The sequence below is a fragment of the Frankia sp. RB5 genome (genome assembly GCF_059816245.1).
Genome location: NZ_JCBATA010000030.1, coordinates 1 through 25801 on the forward strand (window position 1 = coordinate 1; position 25801 = coordinate 25801).

The window sequence follows — 25801 nt, forward strand, 5'->3', positions numbered from 1 at the left end:
GTAACCCGCCACAACCGACACAGCCACGAACAGTCCCAGACCCGCCACCACGGATCCCGATCAACCCGACCCGATCCGAACAATCAACCACGTAGCTGTCTCACCACACGAACGTGCGGAAGACAGGGCTAGGTCAGTCGCGTGTAGTACGCCAGCTGCACCACCTCACGCTGCTGCGGGGGGAGTGCGGCGACGGCGGCGCGTACCGCGGCCGTGTTCTCGCGCGCGAGCAGCTCGCTGTCGGCCGGCGCCTCGGCGGCGCGTTCGACGAGGGCCAGGGCGACCCGTTCGGTGGGCCGCCGCGCGGTCTCCCGGCGCACCCAGTCGACGGCACGCCGGTGCGTGAGCACCGCGAGCCAGGTGCGCAGCTCGCCGCGGCACGGATCGAAACGCAACGGATGCTGCCAGAAGGCGACCAGGACCTCCTGCAGCACATCCCGGGTGGCATGGGCGTCCCGGGTCACTCGCATGGCGACGGCGAGCAGGTAGGGAGCGTAGCGCTCGTGCACCTCAGCGAGCGCCGCAGGATCACCGGATACCAGCCGGCCGTGCAACTCGACGATCTCGCCACCCGAGGACGACGGAGGTGGCGGCGACGCGGGTGATGGGCGTGCCGAGGCGGCCGGGTGCGGGACTTCTGCCGGTTTGGCCGGATCACGCACGATCGGGATAGTAACGCAGGGGGCCGCCGTCGTTCGATCAACGCGGGTCATGGGGGAGGGAGAACCTGACCACCGGCGCGCAGAGCCACGGCTGCCCCCACGATGATGATTACGGCCGCGCTCGCCACCGGCGCCCAGCGCAGGCTCGCGGTGAACCCGGGGACCAAGGCCTGCGCCCGGCGCAGCAGCGGGATGATGGTGCGATCGAGCAGGAATCCCACGCCGACCAGGGTCACCGCCATCCCAGTGCCGTAGGCCAGGACCAGCAGCACCCCGAACCACGCCCGCCCCAGCGCCACCGCCCCGAGCAGCACGATCACGGCCGACGGCGTCGGCACCATCCCACCGGCGAACCCGGCGGCGACCAGCCCACGCAGTGACGGCGCCTCCGTCACGGCGGGGTGCGTATGCCAACGCCCCCCGTGAGCGTGCGCGACCCCCTCGCGACGCCCACGCCCGCGCGTGTGGCTGTGCCCGCGCGTGTGGCTGTGCTCGTGGGCGTGGCGGTGATCATGGCGACGGCCGTGATCGTGGGTGTGGGTGTGGCCGTTGTCCCGGCCTGGATGGTCGTGGCCGGAATGGCTGTGCTCGGGATGGCCTTGCTCGGGATGGCTGTGCTCGGGATGGTGGTCGTGGTCGTGGTCGTGGTCGTCGGGGTGGTCGTGGTCGCGGTGGGGGTGCTCGTGGCCGGGGAGGTCGAGGCCGGGGGAGCCGCGGGCCAGGCGTGAGCGCAGCAGGCCCGCGCCGACGCCGACCATGAGCAGCCCGCTCGCCACGCCGAGCCAGGGGTACACGCGCTCCGGCGCGAAGCCGCTGGACGCCGACAGCACGAGCGCGAGGACCAGCACGCCACACGTGTGGGTGAGGGTCACCGCCGCGGCGGTGAGGGCCAGCTGCCGGCGCGTCACCGAACCGCCGACGATCCGGGCCGCCATCACCGTCTTCCCGTGCCCGGGGGCGAAGGCGTGCGCCGTGCCCAGCACGACCGCGGCGAGCAGCGCGAGCAGAGCGACGCCGAGGGACAGTGAGGTGCGCCGGACCAACCCGTCCAACCAGCCGGACAATCCGCCGCCCACCCGTCGGCTCGCAGTCGCGTCAGCCGGCCCGCGCTGCCCTGTACTGGACGTGTCGGCGGTGCTGGCCGGGGGGCCGGAGATCAGGTCCGGGGCCGGCGGGCCGCCGAGGCGCACGGTGACGTTGGCGCGGGTGACGTCCGAGCCGCGCGCCAGGGGATCCGTGGGATACCGGGTGAGCAGCGCGGTCGTCGAGCGGTCGGGAACGTCCGAGGCGATCACCGTCGCGCCGTCCCCGAGGGCGACCGTCTCCCGCCACCCGATCCGATCGGTGTAGGCGGTCAGCGCGTACCGGACCGTCCGTGCCGCCCCCGCCGTGCCGCCGGCAGCAGGAGCCGTGGTGGCGGCGTAGCGGCATACCAGGCGGGTCGTCGCCAGCCCGCCGGCGCCGGCGGGGAACGTGACCGAGGTGCCGGTCACGGCCAGGGCGAGACGGTGGCCGTCGAGGGCCAGGGCAGCCTGACCGGCGGTGCGGGCGCACTCGGCCCGCTGCCAGCGCTGGGCACCGAGCCGGTCGACGTCCGGGCGCAGCTGGGCGGTCGGGATCTCGGCGGCGTCGACGACCACGTCCACGCGGATCTGTGTGACGCCCACCCGCAGCACGCTGGCGGTGTTGACGGTGAAGTTCCCCAGCGGATGCGCCGACGCGGACCCGCCGGCGGTCAGGACGAACACCGCCACGGCCACTGCCAGCACACCGGCACGGCCCAGGCGCCGGCGCGGACGCGGTTCCCGGCTCATCGGCGTGCCGCCTCGAGGGAGGCGAGCAGGGTGCGCGCCCGCGGGGAGTGCCGCGGGGAGAAATGCGGGTCCATGGCCAGCGCCGAGCGCAGATCGGTGATCGCCCCGGCGGGCTGGCCGAGAGCGGCGCGGATCTCGCCGCGGTGATACGAGAACAGCGCTCGGTGCAGCCCCAGCGCGAGCGCCGCGTTCGCGGACGCCAGCGCCTCACGGTCCCGGCCGAGGCGGTGCAGCGCCCAGCCGCGCGCGTCGTCGACGAAGACGCCGGCGCGATGCGGTGCGGCGCCCGGCGCGGGCGTCAGCGCGGCCAGTGCCGCGGCCGGATCACCGTGGTCGGACTCGAACAGCGCCAGGTCGACGTCCACCTCGACGCCCTGGGCGCGAAACAGTGCCGCCGTGGTGCGCACCAGGTCGTACTGCCGTCTCGCTTCGTCGGGCCGGCCCGACGCCTCGAGCAGTTCGCCGTACTCGGCGACGATCCACGGCTGGGGACTGCGGGTCGCGGCGACGCCGTAGTCCGCCAGGGCGGCGGTGGTCTGCCCGCGGGCGGCGGCCAGCCGGGCGCGTCCCACCAGCAGCTGCACCGACGACGGGTCGTGGGCGAGTCCCGTCGCGTAGGCGACGGCCGCGCCGTCGAGGTCGCCGCGCTGGCGAGCCAGTTCCCCCAGGTGGAAGGAGGCGAACGTGATGTCGGCGGGGGAGGTGGCGTCGGCGAGGACACGGCGCAGCAGGCTGGCCGCCTCGTCGGTCTGTCCGCGCAGCTCCTCCGCGTACGCGGCCCTGACCAGGGATCCCACATCGGGACGGAGATCGACCGCGGCCTGCGCGGCCTGCCAGGCCTCGGGATAGCGCCCGAGTTCGACGAGGGCGTCGAAGCGGATGCCGTGCGCGGTCGCGTTGTACGGGTTGGCGGCCAGGGCATGGTCCGCGTCGCGCAGCGCGGCGGGGAAGTCGTGGCGCGCCGCGGCGAGCGCCGCCCGTCCCGCGAGCGCGGGATCGTTGTCCGCCCGCAGCGCCAGCGAACGGGCGAACGCGCCGTCCGCGCGCGGATAGGAGGTCGGATCGCCGCGCAGCCGGGCCTGCTCGACGTAGGCCAGGCCGAGCGCGGCCCAGCTCGTCCAGTCCCGCGGTACCCGTCCAAGCCGGTCCTGCAGACCCGCGACGGACGCACCCGCCGGGTCAGTCTGGTCCGTCAGCTCAGCCGGACGGAGGCGCGCCGCCGAGCTGCTCGTGCGGCCAGCCGCGGGTCCGGTCATCGCCGCTGGCACGTGACCGGCATCGGCGGACGTGGCGGCCAGTCGGACCTCCGGCCGGCTGACCGTCACGGCGCTGCCCGTCAGGCCGAGCACCGCCGCCAGGACGGCGAACGTCAGCATCCGGCGCGCCCTGGTGCTCCGCAGCCCTGTCATGACCGCCATCCCAAGGCCGTCCTCCCGTGTCCGCGTCCATGTCCGCCTGTCACCGGCCAGGCCACCGGCCAGGCCGACAGCCAGGCATCGGTTGTTCGGCCCGCGGCGGCGCACGGATCACCGCCGGCCGCGCCGAAGGGTGTCGGGTATCCGACACATCCGGGTCGCCCGCGGCGCCGAACCATCGGCGATCACCGAGACCGCGCCCGAGGGCCGGTCCCCACTCCAGGGAGAACCATGAGAGAACTGACGCCCGGGGCCGGCCCCACTGCCGGCGTTGGCCCCACTGCCGGCGCTGGCCCCGCTCCAGGCGCCGTCAGAGACCGTCCGCCTCGGGCCTGGCTGCCGCGCCGGTGCCGCAGCCGTCATCGCCGGATCGTCGGCGCGGGCGCGCTGGTCGTGGGCATGACGGCCGCCACGCTCGCCGCCGTGCCCACCGCCGCCGAGGCGTCCAGCCACCGGGAGGCACCACTGATCAGCGCCGACCCGACGGTCGACAACACCGACACCTACGCCTTCGTCAGCCCGGACGACCCGAAGTCCGTGACGCTCGTCGCCAACTGGTCGCCCTTCCAGAAGCCGGCCGGCGGGCCGAACTTCTACCCGTTCGCCACCGACGCCCAGTACGACATCCACGTCGACAACGACGGCGACGCCAAGCCCGACATCACCTTCCGCTGGACGTTCACCAGCAGCTACCGCAACCCGAACACGTTCCTGTACAACACCGGGCAGGTGACCTCGTTCAACGACCCCGACCTGAACTTCCGCCAGACCTACCGGCTCGAGCGGATCGCCGGCGGGAAGACGACCACCCTCGCCGACAAGGTGCCGGTGGCGCCGTCGTTCGTCGGCAACGCGTCCATGCCGGACTATCTCGCGCTGCGCACCTCCACGCTGCGCACCCTGCCTGGTGGCGCGAAGACGTTCGCCGGGCAGGCCGACGACCCGTTCTTCGTTGACCTGCGGGTGTTCGACCTGCTCTACGGCGCCAACCTGTCCGAGGTCGGCAAGGACACCCTCGCCGGATTCAACGTGAACTCGATCGTGCTGCAGGTACCCAGGTCGGAGCTCGCCCTGCGCCGCGACGAGAAGCGCAATCCGGTGATCGGCGTGTGGAGCAGCACCCAGCGCCGCGGCGCCGCGCTGCTCGGCCCGACGGGCGGCTCCGGCCAGCGGATGTCGTTCGGCGGCTGGTCGCAGGTGTCCCGGCTCGGTTCCCCGCTCGTCAACGAGGTCGTCGTACCCGTGGGCCAGAAGGACCGCTTCAACGCCTCCACGCCGAGCACCGACGCGCAGTTCCTGAAGTTCGTCACCGACCCCGAACTGCCGAAGCTGATCCAGGCCATCTACAGGATTCCCGCGCCGGCGGCCCCGCGCAGAGATCTGACCGCGGTGTTCCTGACCGGGGTGAGCAAGGACAACGTCGGCGTCGACCTGAACGCACACACCCTCAACGCCGACGCCGACCGGGCGAGAATCGCGCCGTCCGAGCAGCTGCGGCTGAACATGTCCATCCCACCGACCGCGGCACCCAACCGCCTCGGCGTCCTCGGCGGTGACAAGGCCGGTTACCCGAACGGACGCCGCCTCGGCGACGATGTCCTCGACATCTCCCTGCAGGCCGTCGAAGGCGCCCTGCTGCCCAACCCGCCGGCCGCCGTCGCCGGACTCGGCGACGGGGTGAACGGAACCGACGTGCGTTTCCGGGGCTGGTTCCCCTACGTCGGCCTGCCCACCTCCGGATCGAACTGACCGACGAGCGGTGACACCATGAATCGATTTCCGCGCGCCGGCGTGGCCGCTGTCCTGATCGCCGTCCTCGCCACCGCGGCGGCGGGCTGCGCGGACAACGGCCCGCCGCCCGCGCCGCCGCTGCCCCAGGCGGCGTCGTTCACCGCCGGCATCTGCCGGCAGCTGGCCCCCGACCTGATCGAGACGCTGCGTCTCGCCCAGGCCGACCACAGCGGCCCGAACGGGATCGCGACGCTCTCCCGCGCGCTCGTCCCGTCCCAGGAGAAGCTGTACAGCCAGCTCGACACGGCCGGCGAGTACGTCGCCGACCTTGAGAGGGTGACCACCGCCGTCGGCTTCCTGCGGCTGCGCAGCGACGCCGGCACCTATCAGCCCGCCCTGCTCACGGAGGTGACGACAAGCACCCGGCACCTGGTCGACCGCTGCACCTGAGGGCCCCCGCCCCGCCGTCAGCCCGCCGGTTCCCCGCCCGTCATCCGGGGAACCGGCCCGCGGCGATGCGCGAGCGCGGCCGGTTCACGGCGTCTCGCGGGAGAGCGCCTGCCCTGGCTGGTGGGACTGTCCGGCGCCGGGGGTGCGTCGGCGGCGCCAGGTGCGGGTGTCGCGGGGCTGGGCGTACAGCTCGGTGTGTGCCGGCACGCCGCGCAGCAGGGCCCGCTCGCGGGTGATCTCGGCGTCCAGCTCCAGGCCGAGCAGGATTGACAGGTTCGACAGCCACAGCCAGACCAGGAAGATGATGACGCCGGCGAGCGTCCCGTAGGTCTTGTTGTACGAGCCGAAGTTCGCCACGTACACCGCGAAGCCGGCGGACGCGGCGAGCCAGAGCGTCACGGCGAGGGCGCTGCCCGGCGTCAGCCACCGGAACCCCGGCCCCCGCACGTTCGGCGTCGACCAGTACAGCAACGCGATGACCATCGACGCGAGCACGGCGAGGATCGGCCATTTCACGTACGACCAGGCGTGCAGCGAGTGCACGTCGAGCCCGAGCACGTCGCCGACCCGGTCGGCGAGGCCGCCGGAGATGACGACGATGCCGGTGCAGGCCGCGAGCAGGATCACCAGCAGCACCGTGACGGCCAGCCGCAACGGCACGACCTTCCAGGCCGGACGGCCCTCGGGTACGTCGTAGACCACGTTCGCCGCCCGGATGAACGCGGCGATGTAGCTCGACGACGACCACAGCGCACCGACGAGACCAACCGCGGCGAGGACGCTGCCGGTACCGGGGCTGGCGCGGATGCCCGTGACGGAGTCGCGCAGGATGTCGCGGGCCGAACCCGGCGCGAGCTGCTGCACGTTGGTGAGGATGGTGTCGGCCGCCGACTGGCTGATGAACCCGAGCGTCGAGACCAGCACCAGGAGCGCGGGGAAGACCGCGAGCACGCCGTAGTAGGTCAGCGCGGCCGCGCGGTCGGGCAGCTCGTCGCCGCGGAACTCGCCGATCGTGCGGCGCAGCACCGCGAACCACGACCGCGGCCGCAGCTGCGGCTGCCGCTCGAGCTCGGCCGATACCCCGGTGACGGTGCCTTCACCGGACGCCGCTGCCGGCCGCCCGGCCGGCCCCTTGCCGGGGGCGGCCAGGACTGCGGGCGCCGGCGGTGCCGTATGGAGGGTGAGATCCTGCGGCTCGGCGCTCGCCGCCGCCCGCTTCCTCTCGCGTCGACGACGTCGCCAGCTCGCAGCCATGACCATTCTTTTACCGTGCCGTCCCAGGCGAAACCGCATCGACCGCCAAGATCCCTGAACAGCCTGGACCGGCCGGGCCCAGTTCGACGATGGGCGGAGACCGTCGGCAGGCGTGAGGTCACCTGAGGCAGGCGTTCCTGCCCGATCTCGCGGCTCATCGAGAGACGGCGCCGCGCCGATGGTTGGCGCGACGCCGTTCTGGTCGGGTGGGATCGGCTCTCGGACAGGTCAGCGGATCTTGAGGACCAGGTCGTAGGAAGGCGTGGAGGTCGACCGCAGCGGGCTGTCGAGTTTCCCCACGGCCAGCGTGTACCCGCCGGCCCGCAGGTTGCCGCCGCTGGCGAGCGGGGCTAGGTACAGGTAACGGCCGGTGTAGTTCGGGCCGGAGCCGGTCCACTCCGCCGCGCTGGAGGGAATCACGGTCAGAGCGCCTCGCAGCAGGCGGGGATTCACCGCGGACCGGGTATTGCGTCCCAGCGTGAAGCGGGCGCCGATATAGGAGGTCGGCCGCGCCGTCGAGGACAGCGCGAAGGAGAAGTAGGCCGTGTTGTATCCGGCGCCTGAGGTCAGCGGTGGGCACCGACGGATGACGATGCTGCCCCGGACGGTACCGAGCCGGTAGGGGTGCGAGTAGGAGCCATCCCCCGAAAGGCCTGAACAGGACCGGGTCGCGGCATCGGCCGGCGTGGTGGTGGCCACTGTCACCAGAGCCGCGAGCAGCGCCACCAACGCGACGGTGCCCCGAGTCAGACGGCCCACGACGGGCGCCGAACTCGGTCGAGCAGGCATGCGAATCATTGCTCCCCCGAAGCATGAAGAGAAGGTGAGAGATCTGGCCGGTCGCCGTGACGTCTCCCCGCGCCGCACTCGTCCTCGACGTTCGGCGCCCGGCGTGACCGAGACGGCGATCAGGGCGGCCCGGCCGCCCCCGATCGACCGGGCCGGGGAAAACGTAGCCGGATGTCGGTGCCCCCAGCCGGCGTCCGGCGGCACAATAGGTACCGGTTGTCCTGTCCTGTCCGCCCGGGACAGTCGGATCGGCGGGAACGCAGACCTGTCCGAGTGGATAAAAATGGATCAAACGGACAATCTTGCGCATGAAATCGGCTCACGTGAAAGCCGCAGACCACCAACGAACGGAAGCGATGTCGCGCACGGGGGAAACGTCGCACATGGCCGAGTCGCCGCCACAGGGCCCGGACGGGGTATCCAGCTACCAGGATCTGCACGAAGCGATCACCGGCCTGTGGGGGAGGTCCAACGACCGGTCGGTCGAGTCACGGACCGGCCTGTCCAAGACCACTATCAACGACCTGCGAAATCGGCGCCGTCGGCTCACCGAGCATTCGGTGACCCGGATCGTCGAGGCCTTCGACCCGGCCCGCAGCGCGGCCTGGCTGGCCGCCTGGTACCGGCTGCAGCGCACGGCCGGCCTGGGGCAGGAGCCCGTGGGGCAGGAGCCCGAAGCCGGCCCGTCCGGGACCGGCCCGTCCGGGACCGACCCGTCCGGGACCGACCCGTCCGGGACCGACCTGTCCGGGACCGACCCGTCCGTGACCGGGCCGTCCGTGACCTACCCGTCCGAAGCCGTCCCGGCGCGACCTCGCGAGGGCCGGCCGCAACGAGACGGGGAACGGCCCGGCGGACAGCGGCGGGCGGTGTCGGTCAGGACGTTGTTCGGGGCGGCGATCGGCCTTGTGGGGGTGGGGATCGGCGCCGGTGTCGGTCTGGGTGCGCTGCTGTTCGGCGGCGGCACCGTGCCGCCGGCCGCGGTGCCGGCCGCGCGGGCCGCGGCCGGCCCGCACGGCTGCTTCAACCTGCCACTGCGGACGGCGGCTACCGTCGTCGACCAGCGCGGCGCAACCCAGTACGGCGTCCGGGTCATCGAGGCCTCCTACACGTACCAAGCCTCCTGGAATCCGGCGCTGGAGGTGGGCGGCCGGCTTTCGACGCCGGTACCGGTCGGCAAGGAGCTCGTCGGCGCCGGCTGGGCCGATCCGGCCACGACTGATTCGACGCCCCGGCACAACCCGGGTAACGGCCGCTATTACCCCGGGGACGTGTTCACCGTCTCCGACGAGCTCTGCTTTCGCGGACCGCGCGGCATCGTGGGTTACCCGGGCTATCCCGGAATCACGACTCGCATCTACGTGATGCTGGTCGACAGGGGTGCGGCGTCGCTGCTGGCGCGCGACGCCGAACGACTTGACGGTTTCACCGACAGGGACCTGGCCATCCGCGGAGCCGACATGATCGGCTACTTCGACGTCCCGTCGGCCCACGTGTCATCGCCGTTCAGGTGATCCACCGGCTGGGCCGTGCCTTCCGGTTCCGCTGGTGACGACATCGGCGATCGCGGCAGCCGGTACCGGTTCGCCGTGTCCCGTGACGGCCACCGCGGCCGGGCGGTCGCGCCCCGCGGCCGTATCTGCGTGAGCAGGGCCGGGCCGGCGGCCCAGGCGCCGGTTCCGGCGGCGAGGCAGACGAGGAGCACGACGGGCGGGGGCAGGTGCGGCAGGAGCGCCGGGTAGATCGCGTAGTGGGTCAGGTAGATCGCGAGCGATGCGCTGGCGAGCAGCCCGGCCACGCGGGCAGCGGGCCGCGGCAGGGCGATCGTCGGAAGCAGGACGATGGCGAGCAGGCCGGCGGTGACGATGGTGTCGCGAGTCAGGTTGGTGAAGTATCCGGGGACCAGCAGCAGCACCAGGGCGAGCACGGCGAGTCTGCGGGTGCGGGTCACGGCGCGGTGAGCGAGCCAGCCGAGTACGAACAACCAGGCCGCGCCGTGCGCGGTGTAGAACTGCTCGGGGAAGTCGTCGCGGTCCTGGGCGAACTGGTTCGCGGCCAGGGCGAGGGCCAGCACCACGGCGGCGGCGGCGAAGGGTCGGCGGCGCTCGAACCGCCGCACGGCCGGGATCGCGGCGGCTGCGCCCAGCACGAGCAGGATCTGGACAAGAACCTCGATGTACCAGTAGCCGGCGGCCGGGGACCGGTGCAGGTAGCTGTTGACGAGCAGGAGGTTGTCCCACCCGACGTCGTCGCTGACCAGGACGCGGTACCCGATCCAGAGCATGGCGGGGATCGCGATCCGGGCCGCGCCGCGCAGGATGCGGCGCGCCGCCGGACCGGCCGGAGCGAGGGCGAAGCGGGCGAAGGTCCAGCCGGAGACGGCCAGCATCAGGTGGGCGCCGCCAAGCAGATGGAAGGCCCCGATGTGGTTGGCGGCCACGAGCGTGATCGCGACCGCGCGGAGCACGATCGTGGTCTCCACGCGTGGCAGGCGCCGGTGCCGCGGCCGGAGCGCTTCGAGGTCGCGCACCGGGGTCGTGGGCCAGCTCGGCGGGACGCGGCCGATGAGCCGTTCCAGGTCCAGTGACACCGCCACGTATGACAGGGAGTCCCCGCCCAGGTCGACGAACGTGTCGTCGCCGGTGATGGGGGCGCCGGGGAAGGCGGTGGCGAACACCTGGCGCACCGACCCGGCCGAGGGTCCCTCACGCCGCGCCCCGGGTAGCCGCGCCAGCGCGGGGTAGTCGATCTTGCCGTTGCCGAGCCGGGGGAGTTCGGTCACCGGCTGGACGAGGATGTGCCGCCGCGGCACGGGCAGGTGCGTGGCCAGCAGGTTCCGGGCGGAGCGGGCGTCGTGGCCGGTCACGGCGACCACGAGGGTGTCCTCGGTGCCGGTACACGCGGCGTCGTGGCCGTGCTCGCGCAGGAGGCACTCGACATGGTCGAGGTCGACGCGGTGGCCGAACAGTTTGCAGAATCGGTTCGCTCGCCCGGTGACCTCGTAGCTCCCGTCCGGGCGTCGCCGGCCGAGGTCGCCGGTGGCGAGCACGTCGACGGTGCGCCCGAGGGCGAGGTCGGCGGGGCGTTCGGCATAGCCGAGCATGACATTGGGTCCGCGGTAGACCAGTTCGCCGGCGTCGGGGGCGTCGCCGGTGGGCCGGATCTCGAACGCGCCACCGGGGATCGGCACGCCGATGGTCGTGGGGTGGGTCAGGGCCAGCTCGGGCGGCAGGTAGGCCATGCGCGCGGTGGCCTCGGTCTGGCCGTACATGACGAAGAACCGCCAGCCGCCGCGCTCGGCCAGCCGGGCGTAGCGGCCGACCTGTTCCGGTGCGAGTCGGCCACCCGCCTGGGTGACGTACCGCAGGCTGGGCAGGCTCATCCGGCCGAACCCGACCCGGTCGAGCAGGTCGAAGGTGTACGGGACGCCGTGCAGGCTGGTGCCGCCGTGCTCGCGGAACATCGCCCAGAACTCGGGTTCGACGACCGATCGGTCGGTCAGCAGCACGGCGGCGCCGCGTGCCAGGTTGCTGTTGAGCACCGACAGGCCGTAGCAGTAGTGGATGGGCAGCGACAGCACCGCGCGGTCAGTGTTCCGGATGTCCAGGTAGTCGCCGATCGCGGTGGCGTTCGCCTGCACGTTGTCGTGCGAGAGGCGTACCAGCTTCGCCGAGCCGGTCGAGCCGGAGGTGGACAGCAGCAACGCGAGGTCGGGATGCAGCCGGTGCGCCGTCCCCGCGCGCCGCTCGTCCACGGCCGACCCGTCTCCGGCCACGACATCGGGGTCGTAGCGTGCGACGAGGGCCTCGTGATGCTGGTGGTCGGTGGCGAGCAGGACGGGGTGGCCACCGTGCAGGGCCGCCAGATAGGCGACGACGGCGTCGACGGTGTTACTTCCGGTGACGAGCACCAGCCGGCGGATGGGGCCGATCCGCTCGGCGACCTCGCCGACCCTCCCCGCGAGCTCGATGTAACTCAGCGTAGATCCATCCGGGTCGACCAGCGCCGGCCGGTTGCCGTACCGGGCGATCGCCCGCACGAACGGCACTCCACGGCCCGCGCCCTCGACATCGGCGGGTCCGGCGGGTGACAGGAGCGGCGTCGACACCGGATTTAGTACTCCTACCTGCATCTACCGGTAGCTGTCGGCACTGGAACCAGGGGAAACGATTGGGTAGGTTAACCTAACCGAACATCAACGGTAGATCTGTGGCGAAGGGCACAGAACGCGCAGGTCAGATGCCGCTTTAGAGATCATTTCACGGTGATGCCGGTTAAGGTATACCTGAGCTAACAATCGAGGGAGAGGGAGCGTATGCGTCGGTCGAGGCGGGCCCTGCCCGTGCTACTCAGCGTGACCCTGGGTGCGGCGCTCGCTGCCTGCGGAGGCGGGTCCGGAGCCGACGGCAATGCGCTCACCGTCTATGGGGCTCCGCACGGAGAGCTACTCAGCGCGATGGCAGACGGGTTCACGCAACAGACCGGGATCAAGGTCAACGTCAGGCCCGGCGCCGACGCGGAGCTGGCCAACCAGATCGTGCAGGAAGGCAAAGCCTCGCCGGCCGACGTGATCATGACCGAGAACTCGCCCGCGATGGGGCTGGCGGACAGCAGGGGCCTGCTCGCCCGGGTCGACACCGCGACGGTTGCCCAGGTGCCGAGCAAGTTCGTGCCGTCGAGCCACAACTGGGTCGGCTTCGCCGCGCGCTCGACCGTGCTGGTCTACAACACCAAGGCGCTGGCCCCCGGGCAGCTCCCCGTGTCGATCATGGATCTCGCCCAGCCGCAGTGGCGGGGCCGGGTCGGCATCGCTCCCTCCGGAGCGGACTTCCAGGCGATCGTGAGCGCCGTGCTCGCGCTCAGGGGCGAGACGGCCACGCGGCAGTGGCTGGACGGGCTCAAGGCGAACGCCAAGGCCTACTCCAACAACATCGCCATTCTCAAGGCCGTCAACTCCGGCGAGGTCGCCGCCGGGGTGAGCTACCACTACTACTGGTACAAGGACCGCGCCGCGGGGGGCGTCTCCAGCGGCAACGCCGAGCTCAGGTTCTTCGGCAACCAGGACCCGGGCGCGTTCCTGAGCACCTCGGGCGCGGGCGTGCTGGCCTCCAGCAAGAAGCAGCCGCAGGCCCAGCAGTTCCTGGCGTACCTGACCAGCGAGGCCGGCCAGAAGGTGCTCGCCGCCAGCAAGGCGATGGAGTACCCACTCCTGCCCAGTGTGACCAACTCGGTGCTCAGGCCGATCAGTGTGCTCGATCCGCCCGAGGTGGACCCGGCCAAGCTCAACGGGCCCGAGGTGGTCACGCTGATGCAGAAGGCGGGGCTGCTCTGACCAGCTCGGTTCCGGCCACCGACGCTCAACCGGCCACTGACGCACATCCGGCCACGCCGCAGGTCGCCCAGGACCTGCCGCGCGCGCTGGCCCTCGCCCACGGGCGCATTCCGTCAGCCGTGCCCGTACTGGGGGTCCTGGTCGCGCTGTTGGTGCTGCTGCCGCTGGGGTTCGTCGCCAGTTATGTGGCGACCTCGAGCTGGGCCGAGATCCGGCAGCTGGTGCTGCGGCCCCGCACCGCGGAGCTGCTGTGGAACACCAGCCGCCTGATCGCCGGATGCGTGCTGGCCTGCGCCGTGCTCGGGACAGCGACGGCGTGGCTGGTGGAACGCACGACGGTGCCGTGGCGGGGCCTGTGGCGGGTGCTGCTGGTGGCCCCGCTGGCGATCCCCGCCTTTGTCAACAGCTACGGCTGGGTGTCGCTGCTGCCGGGGGCGAGCGGCTACGGCGGGGCGCTGCTGATCGTGACACTGTCGTACTTCCCGCTGGTGTACCTGCCGGTGGGGGCTGCCCTGCGCGGGCTCGACCCCGCGCTGGAGGAAAGTGCCTTCACTCTGGGCCGCGGTCCGCTGCGGGTGTTCTGGGGGGTCGTGCTGCCGCAGCTGCGCCCCGCACTGGCGGGTGGCTGCCTGCTCGTGGGGCTGCACCTGCTGGCCGAGTTCGGCGCGCTGCAGATGCTGCGGTTCCCGACCTTCACCGTCGCGATCTACGAGCAGTACCAGTCCTCGTTCAACGGCCCCGCGGCCAACATGCTCTCCGCTGTGCTGCTGGCCTGCTGCCTGCTGCTCCTGCTCGCCGAGCTGCGGCTGCGCCGCCGCGCCCGCTACGCGCGGGTCGGCTCCGGCGCCGCCCGGCCCGCTCCCCGCGTGCGGCTGGGCGCCCTGACGCTGCCCGCCGTGGCGGGGCTGGCGCTGCTGGCCGCGCTGTCGCTCGGAGTACCGCTGGGCAGCCTCGTCTACTGGCTGGCCAAGGGCACGACCAGCCACGTGGCCTTCGGCCCGCTCGGGGTGGCCGCGGCGACCTCGCTCGGGCTCGGAGCCACCGCCGCCCTGGTGACCGTGGCGCTGGCGCTGCCGGTGGCCTGGCTGGACGTGCGCCGCCCCGGTCGGCTGGCCACCCTCATCGAGCGCAGCACCTACTTCGGCAACGCGCTGCCAGGAATCGTGGTGGCGCTGGCGCTGGTGACGATCAGCATCCGCGTCGTCCCAGCGCTGTACCAGACGGTTCCGCTGCTGACGGCGGCCTACGCGATCCTGTTCCTGCCGCGCGCCGTGGTGGGTGTGCGGGCCGCGCTCGCCCAGGCGCCCCCAGTGCTCGACGACGTCGCGCGAAGCCTTGGCCTGTCCGCGATGGCCGGCCTGCGCCGGGTCACGATCCCGCTGACCGCGCCCGGACTCGGCGTGGGGGCGGCGCTGGTGTTCATCGCGGTCGTGACCGAACTGACCGCGACGCTGCTGCTCGCCCCGACCGGTACCCAGACCCTGGCTACCCGGTTCTGGGCCAGCAGCGACGGTCTCGCCTACGGCGAGGCCGCGCCCTATGCCGCCGTGATGGTGCTGCTGTCGACACCGGCCACCTACCTTCTGACCCGTGACATGAGGAGGGCGTCCTCCGGATGACAGCACTGACCGTGCAGGGCGTCACGAAGTCGTTCGGGACGACCCGGGTGCTCCACGGGGTCGACCTGGACGCCCCCGCCCGTGGCCTCACCGCGATCCTCGGCCCCTCCGGCTGTGGCAAGACCACCCTGCTGCGGCTGATCGCCGGGTTCGCCGACCCCGACACCGGCACCATCACCCTCGGCGAGCAGACCGTGTTCGCCGGCGGGCGCTCGGTGCCGCCGCAGCGCAGGCGGATCGGCTACGTGCCCCAGGAAGGCGCCCTGTTCCCGCACCAGAGCGTGGCCGCCAACATCGCGTTCGGTCTTTCCCGGCGCGAGCGGCGGTCCGGGCACCGGCTACGGGAGCTGCTCGACCTCGTCGGGCTCGACCGGGAGATCGCCGGCCGCAACCCGCACGAGCTGTCCGGCGGCCAGCAGCAGCGGGTCGCCCTGGCCCGAGCACTGGCACCGGAACCCGACCTCGTGCTGCTCGACGAACCGTTCAGCGCGCTCGACGCCCGCCGACGGGACGACACCCGCCGCGCCGTCGCCGCCGCGCTGCGCGCCGCCGGGGCCACGGCGGTCCTGGTCACCCACGACCAGGCCGAAGCGCTGTCCATGGCCGACCAGGTCGCCATCATGCGCGACGGGCGCCTGGTCCAGATCGACCGGCCTGCCACCGTCTACCGGCAGCCACGTGATGCCGGGATCGCGCGCTTCCTCGGCGAGGCCGTCCTGCTGCCCGCCGACGTCATCGACGGCAAGGCGAGGTGCGCACTGGGCACCCTCGTCGTTCGCACGCCCAGCGTCACCGGCCCGGCCGAGGTCCTCGTCCGCCCCGAGCAGCTCCGCCTGCGCCACGACGGCGACGGGCCCACAGCGACCGTACGGGAGATCAGCTACTACGGCCACGACGCCGCGGTGCGACTGACCCTGCACCCCGACGGGCTCCCGATCACCGCCCGCCTCAGCGGCACGGAGCTACCCGAACCCGGCAGCGAGGTCCGGGTCACCGTCACCAGTGACGTCCTCGCCTACCCCACCCCGGACACCCGCGGGTCCCGCCCTCCGGGCGAAGCGCTGGTCCGCCACCAGTAACCGTTCGACGTGGTCGTCCACGCCTGCTGCCAGGCCCCCACGGGACACACGGTTGCTCTTGATCTGCCGGTGGTCGAGGGTAGCGACAAGCACCCTGTCCGACCGTGTAACATCGCAGTCGTACGCGGGTGAGACACCCCGCTACCACCTGTCCGGGTGGCGGAATGGCAGACGCGCTAGCTTGAGGTGCTAGTGCCCTTTATCGGGCGTGGGGGTTCAAGTCCCCCCTCGGACACAGCCAGTAGGCCCACCGATGACCTCGGTGAGACCTCAGCCGAGACCACATGGGTCTCGTGGTCGTAGCTTAGACGCAGCCCGAGTTGGCCATAGATCTCCGCTTTGTCGGCTGCCTCTGCCGCGCGGATGACGTCGATGATCTCTCCGAGGCCTTCGACGATGTTCTTGATCTCCTGACGGGTGAGGCGAGGCGGTGTGGTCTTCGTGCGGGCTCCGGCCCGTGCGAGGGCGGCCACGGCCGTGGCGCGTTCGGCCTGGGTCTCGTTGATCCACCCGGTCACGAGGATGGGGTCGGCGCCGGCTTCGAGGGCGGCACGGTGTTGGGCGAGCCTGCGGTCGCAGGCGGCGATCGTCCGGCGGATCGGGTCGGTCAGGGCGGTCGTCTCCTCGGGCTGTTGGGCTACGAGCGCGTCCAGGGTGGCCGTGAGCCGCTGCGGGTCGAAGGCGCTGGCCAGCCAGGCGTCGAGGTCGGGGAGGATCGCGTCCTCACGGAGGTAGACCGCCAGCGGATGGTCGATCAGGTTGGCGATCGCGTATTCCTGCGGGTAGCGGCAACGGTAGTGGGCGTGCCCATGGTTCCAGGTGCCCTGCATCCGTCGGCCGCACTGATGGTGAACCAGCAGGCTGCGCAGGGCGTAGGGGTGCGCGGCACGGACCTTCGGCCGGTCGGAGCTGGGCCCTCGGCGGGCGCGGCGTTCCTGGACTGCGGTGAAGGTCGCCCTGTCGATGATGGCGGGGTGGGCGGGCCGGTCGGACCAGACCCACTGCTCCCGTTCGTTCCACTTCAGCTTGGTCTCGTAGCCGAGAGCGACGTCGTCAACGTCGAGAAGGACCTCGGCCTTGTGCTGCTTGTTCCAGACCTGGTAGCCGGTGTAGCGCGGGTTCGCGAGGATGGCCTGCACCGCGCCCTTCGACCAGGCGATGCCGGTGCGGTGCCGGTTACGGGCCCGGTCGTAGGCCGATGGCGAGGGGATGTCCTCGTCGGTCAGTGTCTGGGCGATCAGAAAGAACCCCATGCCGCCCAGGTACCAGCGGAAGATCCGCTCCACGACGGGTGCCGTGACCGGGTCCTTCTCCAGGACGTGGAGACGCTTGCCGTCGGCGGCCTTTGCCGGGTTGGGATGGGGACCGGCGTCGGCGAGACGGTAGCCGTAGGGAGGCCGTCCACCGAGATAGCGGCCTTCGACCTTGGCCTGGGACTGCATCGCGGACCGCACCCGAATCTTGATTCGGTTTCGTTCGCCCTTGGACATGCCCCCGAACACGGACATGATCAGATCGTGGGCCTCGGAGGCGGGGTCGATGGGCCCGCCGACTTCTGGAACCCACAGGGTGACTCCGTAGTGCTCGAAGACGGGCATGGTCAGGCCGTACTGGTTGCCGTAGAACGCCCGGTGCGGCTCGCCGATGACCACCGCGTCGAATCCACGGTCGGAATGCGGGAGGTCCTGAAGCAGACGCGCGGCCTCTGGGCGACGCTTCCAGGGCAGGGAACGGGACTGGCCTACGTCGAAGTATTCGGTGGCGACCTGCCCGTGGCCGTCGGTGAGGGCGCGGGCCCGCCCGAGCTGCCAGCTGCGCGACGCTTCCGGGTCCTGCTGGTCCTCGGTGGACACTCGGCCGTAGAAGGCAAACCGGATCATGGGCTCTGCCTTTCGGGGTGGTCGGACGCAGACCGATCAGGTCGATGCGCCGCGGGGCGGCCCACCCCGTGCCCGACGGGTCTCGGAGGAGCGGCGACTGGCCCGTGCTGCGTACAGGATACGCAGCAGCAGCCGCGCGACGTCCGGCGTAATGACGGGCGGGGTCTCCGGTGGGATCAACCGGACTGCCTCCCCTACCGAGACGCCATTCGCCGAACCCAGCGAATGGCCGGCGCTTCTGGGAGACCCGTCGCTGTTCCCACACTCCGTTCGACTCCGCTCCCCCGTCGCGGACCCTGGCGCGCCGGAATCGGGTAGCGCTGCCGCAGACCTTGCTGGTGGCCTTGTCTCCGTCATGGGCGACAAGATCGGAGGCAAGGACACCGCCAAGGACCTCACGGAAGTCATCGCGGCAGCGGCCAGGCTGATGCACGCATCGCATTGCAAGTCGTCCTGGTCCGTGTCGTCCACGCCCAGCTTGCCCAGCTGCTCCTCGAGATTTCATTGCAGGATGTGCGGCAGTCTGGCGTCCGGCGCTGCTCCTGAGGGCTACTCGCGGCGGCGTCGCCCAGGACGTTGTGACCCTCGTCGGGCGCGGACGCCCGACGCTGCCCTGCCCGAGCAGCATATTTCGGACGCCTGTTCCCGGCGCGTCCGCAAGATGGCAGTGATTCTGCCCGGTTATGTCGGTTTTGGGTTCGGAAGGTACCGAGAGACGGCGAACCGCTTCGGGTTCCGAGGCTGGCGGATGCGATGGCGATGTCTCTTGTGGAAGGGCCAAGTGCCGCGTGCCTGACCGTCTGGTCGAGGCGCGGGCCGGGCCCGGCATGCACCCGGGTTCGATTCACAGTGTGATCAAGAGGGGGCGCCACGATCTTTTCTGCGAGTGGCGGCGTAGGCCTCGATGTCGCTGGTGTTCCAGATGAGGCCGGCGGACAGCTCGGCTATCGGTCGGGGGAAGGCGGGGTCGTCTCGTAGCAGCCGGAGGACGTACTGGCGGGAGACGCCGAGGCGGTCGGCGACTTCGCGGGTTCCCATCACCGGCGGTGCCACGAGGTGATCATAGAGAGTTGTCAATTGACAACCTGGGGGTGAAGGGGGATGGTTGTCAATTGACGACTGCGCCGGATGGTGTGCGTCACTGACGGTCCCGCCGGTCGCGAAGGTTGGCGGCGGGCCCTGGTTACCAGGAGGCCGTAGATCATGAATTTCGACCCGATCCCTGATCCGATCGGTGGTCCGCTTCTCTCGTCGCAGCCTGTTCGCGTGGCGACGATCGTCCACGCGCCAGTGGTAGATCACGGGCTGACGGTTGATCCCGACGCGACGGTGGCGCAGGTGTCCGCGGCGCTGGCCACGCTGCCGGTGGACGCTCGCTTCACCGAACACTTCGGTGACGTCGAGGTGACCCTCGTCTTCCGGGAGCCGCCCCCGAAGAACTGATGCTCCTCGGCGCTTGATCTTCCGTGGGAGCGCGCAGCTCGGTGAGAGGCCTGCCGTGCTCGCGTCACGCGGGCGCACGGCAGGCCGTTCTCAACGGCCAGTCGTGGTTCCTGGGAGCTTGCGCGTAGTGCAAGCTCCATATGTGCCGACGGAGGTTGGTGACGCCGGGTGTCGTGCTTTTCTCGGGGTGTAGTTCGCTCTTGGTGACGGGTGCGGCCGACTGCGTCTCGGCTGGTTGCGCCCAGCTCGCCACGGGCCGCCTTCGCCGGCGGCCTGCGGAGGGGCTTCAGGTGGCGCTTCAGACGCCGTGGCATAGCGAAGGGCCGGCGCCTCCCGGTGGGAGTGGGCCGGCCCTTCGGGTGTGCGTTTGGGAGTTAGCTGCCGAGGACGGGGCGGCGGGTGGTGGTCAGGCGGGTGCCGCCGAGGTCGGCGCGTTCGCCGGCGCGGTAGCCCTCGCGGCGTCCGGAGCCGGAGAGCTGGCGGGTTCGCGCGCTGCGAAGCCTGGGGTAGGCGTCGGCGACGCGACGTTCCACGAGGGCGGCGCGGTCGGCGAGGACGAGCGCGGTGGAGGGGCCGGTGGTGGTGCTGTCCTCCTGGGCGGCGCGTGCCTTCGCCGCTCTCTCGGCGGCGGTGAGGCGCCGGCTGACGGCGTTGGCGAAGCCCGCGAGCCAGCTTCGGCGGAAGGCGCGGGGGTCCTCGCCGGTGGGCAGGGGGGTGGCGGCGAGACCGAACGTGGCCTGGACGAGCAGGGAGGTGAAGAGGATCTGGGTGCGGTCGAGGTCGGCGGCCATTCCGAACAGGTGGGCTTCCTGGCCGGGGCGTCCGGGTGTGGTGCTCTTTCTCGACACGATCCGGCAGCCGAGGGGGAAGGCGACGGCGCACATGATTCCGAGCTTGTCCAGGGCGTACGGTGCGTCGATGGTGATGAGTACGTCGCCGGCCGACGTGGGGCGCTTCTTGCTGGCGTCGAGGCGCGCCTGGTCGATGCCGTAGCGGGCGATGAGCTCCGTCGCCTTCTGGTTGTAGCTTTCGCGGGCCTCGTCCGTGATCCCTTCGGCCTCGGCCATCGCCAGCAACTTGCGGATCTTGTCGAGCGCGACGTCAGATTGCATTGTCCATCCCCGTCGGGTAATGGTTCACGATTCCCGGACCGCACTCTAATTCTATCTCGCGCGACGTGAAATTGGGTGGGATCTTCCAACTGTCCTGGCCGTTTCCTTAGAGATCGTGCTCTCTGTATTGGTGTGCGCTTAGGTCCACTCGCTGTATTTCCTCGAGCTCCCTATCTCCCTCCTTCTGGATTCTTTTTGTTGTAGAAATGCGGTACGAATTCTTGGTGTGTTCCTGGGTGTCGCCGCGCGACGCCATGAGACCCGCCCTTCTTGATCGGAATCTTTACCTGTAGGCCGGCGCGTCGTGCCTGGTTCCTGTCTGGTTGACGGTGGTCCGACGGTTCCGCCTGTTCGCCTGTCTGCTGGTGTCGATGTCTGTGGTGGGCGTCTGGCGTGGGCGGTGTCGATCTCGGGTGTGCGGTGGGTGGCGCCCGGTCTGCGGCGCGGGACCGTGCTGCCGTGTGCTGGCGTGCGCGTGACGGCCGGGATGTCGCGTCGGAGGTGTCCGCGGAGGTCATCGCCAGTGCTCACTGCGGCCACGGTGGTTCCCTGATCTGCCGTGCGCGCGGGCGTTGGTCTTCGGCGCGACTGTTTGCCGTCGGCAGCCGCGAGCTCACTGCCGGGGGCACTTTTCATGATCGCTACGGTGAAGGTGCTGACACTTCGGGCGCGCAGTGGGTCGGATCTTGCCCGGGCTGCGCGGGCGGTGAGTGCCTATGTGGAGGGTGGGCAGCCACGGGAGATGTCTCCGTTGCGCCGGTACTACGGCGAGGGGCTGGCGCCCGGGCGTGCGCGGGGGTCGGCGGCAGAGCTGGTGGGGCTGGCTGCGGGGCGGCCGGTGTCAGGGGTTGAGCTGGAGCGGTTGCTGCGCGGCGAGCATGCGGTGACCGAACGGCCGTTGCTGGCGGCCTCGGGCTCCGCGGGGCGCGCGCTGTCAGCGGGAGATCGCGGGCCCCGGGTCGGGGCAGGAAATGAATTGTTGACCTTGGAAGAGGCCGCGCGGCGCATTGGTGTGAGCGCGGCCTATCTGCGCCAGTTGGCCGTCCGCACCACAGACAGGAGTTCGGCGGATGCGGATGGGTTCGGCGCGGGCTGGCCGGAGGGTTCCGCTTCTGGTGAGGCCGTCACGAGCCGGGGTCCTCACCTGGCGGCGATTAAAGAGGCGGGTACCGGGCGGTGGGTGGTGAGCGCGGCGGAGGTGGATCGGTTCCGTGCTGAGAGGGTGCCTCCGGCGGTGGTGCTGGGATACGACGTGACGGCCTCGGCGCCCAAGGCGATCTCGCTGCTGCGGGCCTTCGGCGACGAGGAGATCCGCCGGGATGTGGCCGCGGCAATGGACGTAGGCGTGGACGCGATGCTCGGCTATCTCGAACGTCACGCGGCGGTCGGCACGATCAATGGGCGGAATCGTCCCGGCCTCGGGTTGGCGGTGGCGTCCTATCTGCATGAGGTGTCGCGCAGCGACGAGGCGCATCTTCATGTGCACTCCATCGTGGTCAACGCGATCGCCGTTCCCGACATTGACGAGCACGGCCGGCCGGCAGTCGATGGCGAGGGCCGGCCCATGGTGGACTGGCGGGCGTTGGACGGTGAGGAGTTCCTCGCCCACGTGAAGACGGCCGGCTATGTGGGCGCGGCGGCGCTACGCCACGAGCTGACCCGACGGCGGGGCCTGCGCTGGGGGCCGGTGCGCAACGGAGTCGCCGAGCTTGCCGCGTTCCCGCAGGAGCTCCTGGCCGCGTTCTCCACGCGGCACGGCGAGGTTCAGGCCGAGTACGCCCAACTTGTCGCGGAGGGGATGACCCCGGGCGGAGTGACGGCCGCGGCCGCGCAGCGCGGTTCCCGGGCGGCGAAGAAAGTTCTCGCCGACGCACAGGTTCGCCGCATCCAGCTTGAGCGGCTGACGGCCGCGGGGTGGACGCCGGAAGGGATTCGCAGTCTCGCCACAGCCGCCCCGGATCGCCCGTCCTCGGTCAGCAGCGACGACGTGGCCGAACTGTGCGAGACGCTGACCGGCCCGACCGGGCTGACCGAGCACAACGCGACATTTGATCGGCAGGCGGTCGTGCGGCAGGTCGCGTCCTGGGCCGTGGACCGCCTGCCGGCCGAGCAGATCGAGCAGCTCGCCGACCAGGTGCTCGCGGACAGACGCGTTGTCCTGCTTGGGCACGACACGTCCCGGGCACGCAGGGCACCCGCGCCGGTGTACACGACGCAGGAACTCCTGGAGGCCGAGGACACGGTCCTGGCCCTGTGCCGGCAGGGACGGGTCGACGCCGGTGCGCCGCCCCGGATTCTTGTCGATCAGGCGACGCTCGAGGCACACCTTGCCGACGCCTGCCAGCCACTGCCATCGGGCGGCTCCGCGGCAGCAGGGAGCCCAGGCGAGGCCGCACGGCCCGAAGGCGCGTCTACCGGGCCGTTGCTGGCGGCGGAGCAGGTCACGCTTGTGCGGCGACTGCTCAGCTCGGGGGATCTGGTGCGGCCGGTCGTCGGACCGGCGGGCTCCGGTAAGACCGAGGCGATGCGTCTGCTCACCCGGATCGTGCAGGCATCGGGCGGCACGGTGTTCGCGACCGCGCACGGGGGCCGGCAGACCGAGGAACTCACCGACCGGATCGCCGTCCCCGGACGGGTCGTGTCCGGCTGGCTCACGCTGCTCGACCACACCGACAACCCGAGCCAGGTGTGGACGGCCGGCAGCGTGCTCATCGTCGACGAGGCCACCCAGGTCTCCACCCGCGACGCCGCGCGCCTGCTGCGCTACGCCACCCAGACCGGGACGGTCGTGATCCTGCTCGGCGACCCCGCCCAGCTCGGCTCGGTGGGTGCCGGCGGCTGGTACGCGCACCTCGTCACCGTCACCCCGGACGTGCCGGCGCTCGGCGCGCTGCACCGTCAGGCCGGCGCGGCGCTCGCGCCGGTCCGCGCCGCGCTCGGCGCCCTTCGCGCCGACACCGGCGCGTCGGCGCGCAAGGCGCTCGAGATGCTGGCCGCCGCCGGTCGCATCCGCCTGTTCGACTCCCGCGAGGCCCTCCTCGACCAGGTCGTCAACGACTGGCATGCCGAACGCGCCGCTCTGCACGACACGGCCACTGCACCCCGCGACACGGCAAGCGCCGGAGGGGCGGGCGTCAGCGAAGGGCAGGCGGGGGACCGGGGACGACGCCGCTCGGGGGGACCGGCGCGGCCCCGACCCGCACCGCTGCACATGATGGCAGAGCGGACCCGCGACGTCGATCTCCTCGCCCGCGCCGCCCGCGCCCGGCTCGCCGCTGACGGCTCCCTGACCGGCCCGGTCCTGACCGTTGCCGGCCGGGAGTTCCAGGCCGGCGACGAGGTCATCACCCTGACCCAGGCCGGCCACACCCTCATCCCCGACGGCAAGCCCGCCTCCGCCTACATCCGCACCGGCACCGTCGGCCGCATCGTCGACGTCCACCCCGACCCTGACCACCCCGACCGACAAGCCCTCACCGCGCACTTCCCAGGCAAAGGCCGCGTGCGGGTGCCGTGGACGTACCTCACCCACCGCTTCACCGACGGCCGCGACGGCGGCCTCGGCTACGCCTACGCGATCACCGCCGCGAAAGCCGAGGGATCCTCGATGCCCACCGCACGCGCCGTCGCACCCGACGACACCAGCCGCGCCGGCCTCTACGTCATGCTCTCCCGCGCCCGAACCGACCTCGCGGCCTACGTCATCCGCCGCCCCGACCTCGAAGCCGACCTCGACGAAGAAGACTGGCTACCCGTGCTGCGCGACCCGACCGGCCCCCTGGAACGCCTCGGGGAACACCTCGCCCAGTCCCGCACCAAGCGCCTGGCGCGCGAGTTCGACCCACTCGCCCATGCGGCCCACCGGCTGCGCCGCTCCCACACCCTGGCCGACCTCGCCCGACTCCCCGCGCCCACCTCGCCCGACGCGCACCGCGCCACCCGACCTCACTCGCCCAGCGACGGCGCCCCGGCCGGCGGGCACCACAGCGGCGCGGCGCGAACCAACGACATGCCCGCGCCGACGGCGCCGAATCCGCGCCGCACCGCGCCCGAACGCGCCGACGCGGCCCTCGGCGCTGACCCCGTAGCGCCCCCAGTGGCCCGCCGCGCCGAACTCGCCGCCGAGGCCGCCCTCGCCGCGGCTGCCGTCGCCAACCCACCCGCCGCCCTGGTCGCTCGCCTCGGACCGCGACCCGATGACGGCGGCGAACGCATCCTGTGGGACCGGGCCGTGGGTGGCCTCGCCGTCTACCACGCCCGACACCAGCAGGCCGGCCCCGCAGACGACCCCGGACCGCCGCCGTCCGGGCCTGAGCCGGCCGGAACCCTGCGAACGCAGTGGATGCTGCAGCATGACCAGGCGGTGCGCATCGCACGCGCCTGGTCCGACGGACTGCCTCGCCACCGGTCTCGCGCCCGTATGCATGGTCAGGCCGAACGGGTACCTCGAGCGCGCGCGATCGCCGGCATCCATGCCCTCCTCGACCACGGCCACCACCCCGACACGCTCCTGGCCGCCCTCACCAGCCACGAACAGACGACAGTGCGCACCGGCGCCGCCGTGCTGGACCACCGGGTCACCGACTTCTGCGAGCAGGAGGGGCTGAGCCCCACCGACTATCTCCTCCCACCGCCGCGACCCGCCCACGAGGACTGGCAGGAACTCGTCGACGTCCTCCGCACCTGCGAGATCCACCACCTGGCCCGGCGACCCACCGCCCAGCTCGCCGCCGAGCGCCGCCGCCTTCTGCGAACGGCGGCGGCAGCCAGTGCGACGCCGGCGCCGCTCGGCGACGTCGATCCGTCCGACAACACCGGGCCGGCAGCCGGAGCGCAGGATGCGCTCGCGCTGATCGAGGCAGCCCTGGAGCAGCAGATCGCCCGCGCGATCTTCCGGGCCGCCATCGAACCCACCGAATACCTGACAGGAGTCCTCGGCGACCGTTCCTCCGCCGAATCCGGCGCCGCTGGGTGGGACAACAGGGCCGAGATCGTCGAGCGCTTCCGCCATTGTGAACTTGGCCTGCCCTACGGCACGCCGGCCAGTGCCGCGGAGGAAACCAACCCTCTGCGGCGCGCGGTCGGCGGCCGGCCCACGGACCCCACCGCAGCCGCTGGCTACGATCAGATTCGGGCCCTGAGCAGGGCATATGCCCCCACGTTTGACCTCTGAGGGCGAGCAGCGTCGCCGAAGAGGATTGCATCGCGCGATGCATGCCTA

The 25801-nt window shown here is 71.7% G+C and carries 16 protein-coding genes, 1 tRNA gene and 1 pseudogene; 9 read left to right on the forward strand and 9 right to left on the reverse strand.

All coding sequences use genetic code 11. The features are described from left to right. Positions 1-128: 128 nt before the first annotated feature. The 3 genes from AC6EXY_RS17225 to AC6EXY_RS17235 form a co-directional block, all read right to left on the reverse strand. Positions 129-509 (reverse strand): RNA polymerase sigma factor, encoded by a 381-nt coding sequence (locus tag AC6EXY_RS17225; protein WP_499842364.1) that lies wholly within the window; start codon positions 507-509, stop codon positions 129-131. A 200-nt stretch (positions 510-709) separates the two neighbouring features. After that, the gene (locus AC6EXY_RS17230; RefSeq protein WP_499818958.1) at positions 710-2476 is read right to left on the reverse strand and encodes a nickel/cobalt transporter; all 1767 of its coding nucleotides are present in this window, start codon (positions 2474-2476) and stop codon (positions 710-712) included. Further along, complete coding sequence (locus tag AC6EXY_RS17235) at positions 2473-3885, reverse strand: tetratricopeptide repeat protein (protein WP_243407452.1); 1413 nt, start codon at positions 3883-3885, stop codon at positions 2473-2475. The genes AC6EXY_RS17230 and AC6EXY_RS17235 overlap by 4 nt, the downstream gene beginning before the upstream one ends. Positions 3886-4290: 405 nt before the next feature. Here AC6EXY_RS17235 and AC6EXY_RS17240 point away from each other — a divergent pair, with 405 nt between their 5' ends. Further along, positions 4291-5640 (forward strand): DUF4331 domain-containing protein, encoded by a 1350-nt coding sequence (locus AC6EXY_RS17240; protein ID WP_243407451.1) that lies wholly within the window; start codon positions 4291-4293, stop codon positions 5638-5640. Positions 5641-5658: 18 nt separating this feature from the next. Beyond that, positions 5659-6072, forward strand: coding sequence for a hypothetical protein (locus AC6EXY_RS17245; RefSeq protein ID WP_101831562.1), 414 nt, complete (start codon positions 5659-5661; stop codon positions 6070-6072). Positions 6073-6156: 84 nt separating this feature from the next. Here AC6EXY_RS17245 and AC6EXY_RS17250 read toward each other — a convergent pair whose 3' ends face one another. Further along, positions 6157-7326 (reverse strand): YihY/virulence factor BrkB family protein, encoded by a 1170-nt coding sequence (locus AC6EXY_RS17250; protein ID WP_101831594.1) that lies wholly within the window; start codon positions 7324-7326, stop codon positions 6157-6159. Between the two features lie 228 nt (positions 7327-7554). Next, positions 7555-8085 carry a hypothetical protein gene (locus AC6EXY_RS17255; protein WP_499842365.1) on the reverse strand — a complete coding sequence of 177 codons (531 nt, stop codon included), beginning with the start codon at positions 8083-8085 and terminating at the stop codon, positions 7555-7557. A 386-nt stretch (positions 8086-8471) separates the two neighbouring features. On the opposite strand from AC6EXY_RS17255, the gene AC6EXY_RS17260 reads away from it, so the two are divergent. Further along, positions 8472-9629 carry an XRE family transcriptional regulator gene (locus AC6EXY_RS17260; RefSeq protein ID WP_499842366.1) on the forward strand — a complete coding sequence of 386 codons (1158 nt, stop codon included), beginning with the start codon at positions 8472-8474 and terminating at the stop codon, positions 9627-9629. Here AC6EXY_RS17260 and AC6EXY_RS17265 read toward each other — a convergent pair. Further along, complete coding sequence (locus AC6EXY_RS17265; RefSeq protein ID WP_207770270.1) at positions 9584-12223, reverse strand: AMP-binding protein; 2640 nt, start codon at positions 12221-12223, stop codon at positions 9584-9586. The two genes, AC6EXY_RS17260 and AC6EXY_RS17265, sit on opposite strands and share 46 nt — an antisense overlap. Positions 12224-12430: 207 nt before the next feature. Between AC6EXY_RS17265 and AC6EXY_RS17270 the strand changes: the two genes are divergently transcribed. The 4 genes from AC6EXY_RS17270 to AC6EXY_RS17285 all read left to right on the forward strand — a co-directional run bounded on the left by AC6EXY_RS17270 (position 12431) and on the right by AC6EXY_RS17285 (position 16380). Beyond that, the gene (locus AC6EXY_RS17270; RefSeq protein ID WP_101831558.1) at positions 12431-13447 is read left to right on the forward strand and encodes an iron ABC transporter substrate-binding protein; all 1017 of its coding nucleotides are present in this window, start codon (positions 12431-12433) and stop codon (positions 13445-13447) included. Between the two features lie 119 nt (positions 13448-13566). Beyond that, the gene (locus AC6EXY_RS17275; protein ID WP_499818726.1) at positions 13567-15066 is read left to right on the forward strand and encodes an ABC transporter permease; all 1500 of its coding nucleotides are present in this window, start codon (positions 13567-13569) and stop codon (positions 15064-15066) included. After that, entirely contained in the window at positions 15063-16145 is a 1083-nt protein-coding gene (locus tag AC6EXY_RS17280; protein ID WP_101831557.1) for an ABC transporter ATP-binding protein, read from the forward strand. Before AC6EXY_RS17275 ends, AC6EXY_RS17280 begins: the two co-directional genes overlap by 4 nt. A 150-nt stretch (positions 16146-16295) precedes the next feature. Then, positions 16296-16380, forward strand: a tRNA-Leu gene (locus AC6EXY_RS17285). Between the two features lie 742 nt (positions 16381-17122). Here AC6EXY_RS17285 and AC6EXY_RS17290 read toward each other — a convergent pair. Both AC6EXY_RS17290 and AC6EXY_RS17295 read right to left on the reverse strand, forming a co-directional pair. Then, a pseudogene (locus AC6EXY_RS17290) lies at positions 17123-18025 on the reverse strand (recombinase family protein); the annotation flags it as partial. A gap of 855 nt (positions 18026-18880) precedes the next feature. Further along, positions 18881-19102 (reverse strand): helix-turn-helix transcriptional regulator, encoded by a 222-nt coding sequence (locus AC6EXY_RS17295; RefSeq protein ID WP_499818725.1) that lies wholly within the window; start codon positions 19100-19102, stop codon positions 18881-18883. 126 nt (positions 19103-19228) lie between these two features. On the opposite strand from AC6EXY_RS17295, the gene AC6EXY_RS17300 reads away from it, so the two are divergent. Further along, complete coding sequence (locus AC6EXY_RS17300; RefSeq protein ID WP_499818724.1) at positions 19229-19468, forward strand: hypothetical protein; 240 nt, start codon at positions 19229-19231, stop codon at positions 19466-19468. A gap of 374 nt (positions 19469-19842) precedes the next feature. On the opposite strand, the gene AC6EXY_RS17305 is transcribed toward AC6EXY_RS17300, so the two are convergent. Beyond that, the gene (locus AC6EXY_RS17305; RefSeq protein ID WP_499818723.1) at positions 19843-20580 is read right to left on the reverse strand and encodes a DUF2786 domain-containing protein; all 738 of its coding nucleotides are present in this window, start codon (positions 20578-20580) and stop codon (positions 19843-19845) included. A 634-nt stretch (positions 20581-21214) separates the two neighbouring features. On the opposite strand from AC6EXY_RS17305, the gene mobF reads away from it, so the two are divergent. Further along, positions 21215-25753: a MobF family relaxase gene (mobF, locus tag AC6EXY_RS17310; RefSeq protein ID WP_499818722.1), complete on the forward strand. Its 4539-nt coding sequence runs from the start codon at positions 21215-21217 to the stop codon at positions 25751-25753. The last annotated feature ends 48 nt before the right edge of the window (positions 25754-25801 follow it).